This window comes from Streptomyces sp. SID5785 (assembly GCF_009870065.1).
Taxonomy (GTDB): Bacteria; Actinomycetota; Actinomycetes; order Streptomycetales; family Streptomycetaceae; genus Streptomyces.
Genome location: NZ_WWIA01000565.1, coordinates 1 through 4,266 on the forward strand (window position 1 = coordinate 1; position 4,266 = coordinate 4,266).

The window sequence follows — 4,266 nt, forward strand, 5'->3', positions numbered from 1 at the left end:
GCGCCCGCGCCGCGGACGAGGACCGGCGCGCCGCCCAGCGCTCGGCGGACGACGCCCACCGCACCGCCCGCACCCTGCGCGCCGAGCGTGCCGAGATCGCCGGCGCTCCCGACGACGTCCCCGAGGGCGAGCCGGGCGAGGCGCCGCAGTCCTCGCTGCCCGCCCTGCGCGAGGCGTACCGCGCCGCGTCCCAGGTCTACGAGAAGGTCGGCGTCGGCGCCGACCTGCGCGCCGAGCAGGCCCGCGCGGAGAGCGACGAGTCGGCGGCCCTCGCCGAACTGGACCGGCTGAGCAACAAGGTCCGCACCCGCGCCGCCGCCCTCCTCGAATCACCCGAGGGCTCCGACGGCCCGTCCCGCCAGGCCGCGGCAGCCCGCGCCGAGGAGCTCGTCCAGTTGCTGGAGACGCGCGCCTCCACCGCGAGCGAGCAGCTCGGCCGGCTGCGCGGCGAGGCCGAACGGCACGCCCCGCAGGACGACGCCGAGGCCCACACCGACCTGCCCGCGGACCTCGTCCCGGACGGCACCGAGCACGCCCAGACGCTGCTGCGCACGGCGACCGGCGACCTGGCCGCGCACACCGAGGCGCTGGCCTCCGCCCGCTCCGCCCACACCGAACTGCTCGACGCGCACCGCGCCGCCGAGGACGGGGCCGGCGGCTTCGACGAAACCGCCGCGCTGCTGCGGGACCTGCTCCGCGACCACACCGCGGACACCGAGGAGCAGGACGAGCCCGAGCCGTACCCCGGCACGCTGGAGGAGGCCCGGCACTCCGCCGCCGAGGCCCGACGCTCGCTGCGCGGCTGCGCCGCCGACCTGTCCGCCGCCGAGGCCGCCGTCCGCGAGGCGAGCGACATCCTCGTACGGCACGCGAACGCGACGCGGTACGAGCAGGTGCGCACGCCCGCGCGCCAGCAGATCCGGGAGCTGCCCGCTGCGGCCCTGCCCGAGCACGCGCAGAAGTGGGCCGACGCGTTCGCACCCCGGCTGCGGGTCCTCACCGACGAACTGGCCCAGCTGGAGCGGAACAGGGACTCGATCGTGGACCGTCTGCGCGGCCTCGTGGAGTCCTCGCTCGCCACGCTGCGCTCCGCCCAGCGGCTGTCCCGGCTGCCCGAGGGGCTCGGTGAGTGGTCCGGCCAGGAGTTCCTGCGGATCCGCTTCGAGGAGCCCGATCAGGCCACGCTCACCGAGCGGCTCGGCGAGGTCGTCGACGAGGCGACCCGCGCGGCCGTGAAGAAGAACTCCGACCTGCGCCGCGACGGCATGTCGCTGCTGCTGCGCGGCGTCGGCGCGGCGCTCCGGCCCAAGGGCGTCGCCGTCGAGATCCTCAAGCCGGACGCGGTGCTGCGCGCCGAGCGGGTGCCCGTCGGACAGATGGGCGACGTCTTCTCCGGCGGTCAGCTGCTGACCGCGGCCATCGCCCTGTACTGCACGATGGCCGCCCTGCGGTCGAACGATCGGGGACGCGACAAGCACCGCCACGCGGGCACGCTGTTCCTCGACAACCCGATCGGCCGGGCCAACGCGACGTACCTGCTGGAGCTCCAGCGCGCCGTCTCCGACGCCCTCGGGGTGCAACTGCTCTACACCACCGGCCTGTTCGACACGACCGCGCTCGCCGAGTTCCCCCTCGTCATCCGGCTGCGCAACGACGCGGACCTCAGGGCCGGTCTCAAGTACATCAGCGTGGAGGAGCACCTGCGCCCCGGGCTGCCGCAGCAGGACCCGGACGGCGAGACGGTGCACGGCGAGATCACCGCGACCCGCATGTACCGCAAGCCGGAGCCGCAGGCGGGCTGAGACCGGCCCGCGGCGCCGCCGGTCAGCTGTGCGTCAGCTGCCCGGCCCCGCCGTGCCCCCGTATGTTCTCCACGGGTGCGCGGCGGGCCGAGCGCTCCGCGCGCCGGGTGCGGCGGCGCTCCCGGCGCAGCTGCCGGGCGGTGCTGGCAGGGACCGAGACGACCCCGTGCCGCTGGTTCCACACCTGTCTCGTGACCCAGACGTCGAGGACGCCCCAGGTCGCGACCACCGTGCTGCCCACACTGCTGAGGACCATGGGGAACGCCAGCCAGGAGTCGGTCAGCGTGCACAGGAACGCGATCATCGCCTGGATCAGCGTCAGCGACACGATGAGCACCGCCCGCACCGCGGCCGTGCGCACCGGATCGGGCATGCGCCGCCGCGTCGCCGGCTCCTCGACCCACAACTCCCTCTGCCCCGCCGTGCCCATCGCCAGTCACTCCCCACCGCTTCCGGGACCCGCGCCCGTCGTCTGCACCGGCGCTGCACGGTGACTGCCCGATTTGCGCCGCTTCACGCCAACCCAGCGGTCCTGGTCCCCGCTCTGCCCGTGATCTGTGAGGTAGGACGTGCGGGGAGCCCGGAAGATTCCCGAAATCGGACAACTGCCCTGCTCTCCCGGTGAGGAGCGAAGGATTCCGGCCAACTGGCCGGTCATGTCTGCCGATCATGTTCGACCTGCCGACCCCGATCGCGTGCCGCAATCTCCCGCAATGCCCGGACAACTCCCGACGCGTTCAGGGGTGTTCGGCCGAACACCGTCCGGACGGGTCTTCGAGTTACTCCCGTCTCAGTAGTAGGCTCGCGCCGCTTGTTGACGTACATGTGTGCCCCCTGAGACCGCAGGGGCGATCTTGGGGGAGGCCATGCGCTTTCGCGGGAAGTCCATCCGCAGGAAGATCGTGGCGTTGCTGCTGGTGCCGTTGCTGTCCCTGACCGCCGTCTGGGCCTTCGCCACCGTCATCACGGGCCGCGCCGCCGTCCAGCTCATCTCGGCGGGCAAGATCGCCGACGCCCTGGCCACCCCGCTCGTCGACACCAGCCGCTTCCTCCAGGACGAGCGCCGTCAGACCCTCGTCTACCTCGCCGACCCGCGGGCCTCCGAGGCCCAGTCGGCCCTGCGGACCAAGCGCTCGGCGTCCGACGCGGCCATCTCCGCGATCAAGGAGCGGGCCCGCGACACCGACGTGCGCGACGACCTCGACGACGACGCCCGCGCCGCCCTCGACTCCGCCGTCGAGGGATTCGACGGCATCGAGGCGCTGCGCCGCAACGTCGACGAGGGCACCGTCACCCGCGTCCAGGCGCTCGACTTCTACAACCGCCTCGTCGCCCCCGCCTTCGACTTCCTCACCGACCTGACCGCCCTGGACGACGCCAAGGTGGAGCGCCAGGGCCGCGCCGTCGTCGGCGTCGTCCGCGCCCGCGAACTCCTCTCCCAGGAGGACGCGCTCGTCGGCTCCGGGCTCGTCGCCCGCCGCATGAACCAGAAGGAACTGCGCCAGGTCTCCGACCTCATCGCCCAGCGCACCCTGCTCTACGACACGAGCCTCGCCATGCTCCCCGAGGACGAGCGCGCCCGCTACGAGCGCTACTGGAAGAGCCCCGACACCACCCCGCTGCGCACCGCGGAGCAGGCCGTCGTCAACGGCGCACCGGGCACCCCGCGCGGCGTGAGCGCCCAGAGCTGGACCGGCGCCGCCGGCCCCGTGCTCGACGAACTCGTCGACCGCGACACCGCCACCTCCGACCGCTACGAGGAGCGCACCCGCCCCGCCGCCCTCGAGGTCTTCCTGCTGGCCGGCATCGCGGGCGTGCTCGGCCTCGTCGCCCTGCTCGTCTCGCTGTTCCTGTCGGTCCGCATCGGCCGCAGCCTCATCCGCGACCTGCGCGGCCTGCGCCTCGAAGCGCACGAGGCCTCCGGCGTCCGGCTGCCCAGCGTCATGCGCCGACTCGCCACCGGCGAGGAGGTCGACGTCGAGACCGAGGCCCCGCGCCTCGAGTACGACAAGAACGAGATCGGGCAGGTCGGACAGGCACTCAACACCCTGCAGCGGTCCGCCGTCGAAGCCGCCGTGAAACAGGCCGAACTGCGCCGCGGCGTCTCCGAGGTCTTCGTCAACCTCGCCCGCCGCAGCCAGGTCCTGCTGCACAAGCAGCTCACCCTGCTCGACACCATGGAGCGCAGGACCGAGGACACGGACGAACTCGCCGACCTCTTCCGGCTCGACCACCTCACCACCCGCATGCGCCGGCACGCGGAAGGCCTCGTGATCCTCTCCGGCGCCGCGCCGTCCCGCCAGTGGCGCAAGCCCGTCCAGCTCATGGACATCGTCCGGGCCTCGGTCGCCGAGGTCGAGGACTACGAGCGCATCGAGGTGCGCCGGCTCGCACGGGTCGCCGTCACCGGCCCCGCCGTCGCCGACCTCACCCACCTCGTCGCCGAACTCCTCGAGAACGCCAC

1 protein-coding gene and 2 pseudogenes are annotated in these 4,266 nt (G+C 73.4%); 2 read left to right on the plus strand and 1 reads right to left on the minus strand.

Going from position 1 to position 4,266, the window contains the following annotated elements; all coding sequences use genetic code 11:
• A pseudogene (locus tag GTW43_RS18420) lies at positions 1 to 1,802 on the plus strand (hypothetical protein); the annotation flags it as partial.
• Positions 1,803 to 1,824: 22 nt separating this feature from the next.
• On the opposite strand, the pseudogene GTW43_RS18425 reads toward GTW43_RS18420, so the two are convergent.
• Positions 1,825 to 2,208: pseudogene (locus GTW43_RS18425) on the minus strand (hypothetical protein); the annotation flags it as partial.
• A gap of 460 nt (positions 2,209 to 2,668) precedes the next feature.
• Here GTW43_RS18425 and GTW43_RS18430 point away from each other — a divergent pair.
• Positions 2,669 to 4,266: nitrate- and nitrite sensing domain-containing protein (locus GTW43_RS18430; RefSeq protein ID WP_202501619.1), on the plus strand; the 1,598-nt coding region annotated here is incomplete at its 3' end.